The sequence below is a fragment of the Microbacterium sp. Bi128 genome (assembly GCF_918698205.1).
Genome location: NZ_CAKKMM010001347.1, coordinates 1 through 1385, shown reverse-complemented (window position 1 = coordinate 1385; position 1385 = coordinate 1). Strand labels below are relative to the sequence as shown.

Here is a 1385-nt window from a genome sequence, read left to right as displayed (position 1 = left end):
ACCGAGCAGCGTGCCGATCGAGGCGCCGATCAAGGGCTCCGCGACGTAGCCGATCAGCAGGCCGGTCACAGTGATGCCCAGCTGGGCTCCCGAGAGCATGAACGACGTACGCTGCGTGATCGCGAGCACCCGTTTGGCCTGGGCATCGCCCTTCTCGGCGCGGGCCGACAGCTTCGCCCGATCGACGGACATGTACGCGAACTCCTGGGCGACGAAGAAGCCGCAGGCCGCGATGATCGCGAGCGTGATGACCACACCCAACAGCAGCGTCAGGACCGCTGTCAGCATCCGATTTCACCCCCTCTCGAAACGAGGGGGCTCGAAGATCGGCCCTCCTGGTCGGTGGAGGTTCGGTGAGGGCTCACGGGTGTTCTCTCTCGTGGGTCGTCGGAGTGGTTCGACAGAGATTATCGGCGCCGGCTTTGAATGTGCTGTGGCGAGCGAGAGGCGCCCCGGAGATGGCAGAATGAGGGTCCCCGCATTGCCTCGCTTCCCGGCGTGGTCCCGCCCCTTGCTCGACAGGTACGCTTCGGCGCGCCAGAAAAGGACCAGCCGTGGGACGCCTCATCTACCGCGACCGTGCGACGTTCGACATCGACGACCGCTTGCTCGCGCACTTGCGCATCGTGATCATGAACAAGCTTCGACGCAACGAGGGCTTCATGCTCCAGGTGCCCGTGAACGAGGGGGTGCGGCAGGCGAGTCTGTGGATCCACGCCTCGAACGCCCTCGTGCTGCAGTTCTACGGGGGTCGTGAGCCTGCCATCGACCGCGAACTCGTGGATCAGATGATGCACGACGCCAGCGGCTCCGACGGTCTCACGCTCTCCGGTTCGGGGATCGCCGCGGCGCCCGCCGCACCGGTCCGTCCCGTCCGCTGATCCGGGCAGGCCGACCCGCGAGACCCCTGTCGGATACCGCGCGCCCGCGCGGTCGCTGACCGGGAATCTCCTGTCCGTCCGCCGCGCCGCGCGAGCCGCGTCCCCCCTACGTTCAGCGCGGTGCGGCACGATCGAACCATGGCGAGACAGGCAGGCCCGACGCGCCGCCGCCCCGCACCCCGAAGCCGACCCGCGCGCCGCGGTGTCCCCCGGCGCCTGAGCGCGGCGCGGCGCCGTGTGCTGCACCGTCGACGGTGGACGGCCGGCATCCTCGCCGTCGTCGTGCTCGGCCTCGTCGTCGCCGCGGCGGTCCCGCTCGTGCACCTCGTCTCCGGATGGAACACCGTGTGGAACACCGAGACCAAGCGCGCCTCGATCGATCTGGCCGACTTCGATCCCGGATCCCTCATCGAGGATGCCGCCTTCTACGACGGCACGGCGATGGATGCCGAACAGATCCAACGCTTCCTCGACGACCAGATCGGGGACTGCACGACCGACTTC

General features: G+C 68.4%; 2 protein-coding genes and 1 pseudogene. 2 read left to right on the top strand and 1 reads right to left on the bottom strand.

The genetic code is table 11. From position 1 onward, the window contains the following. On the bottom strand, window positions 1-288 hold a 288-nt coding region (locus tag LQV45_RS32655; protein ID WP_230011747.1), incomplete at its 3' end, for a CNNM domain-containing protein. 266 nt (window positions 289-554) lie between these two features. On the opposite strand from LQV45_RS32655, the gene LQV45_RS32650 reads away from it, so the two are divergent. Together LQV45_RS32650 and LQV45_RS32645 are read left to right on the top strand one after the other, a co-directional pair. After that, window positions 555-881: an ATP-dependent DNA ligase gene (locus tag LQV45_RS32650; protein WP_230011727.1), complete on the top strand. Its 327-nt coding sequence runs from the start codon at window positions 555-557 to the stop codon at window positions 879-881. A gap of 138 nt (window positions 882-1019) precedes the next feature. Further along, window positions 1020-1385 (top strand): annotated as a pseudogene (locus LQV45_RS32645) (hypothetical protein); the annotation flags it as partial.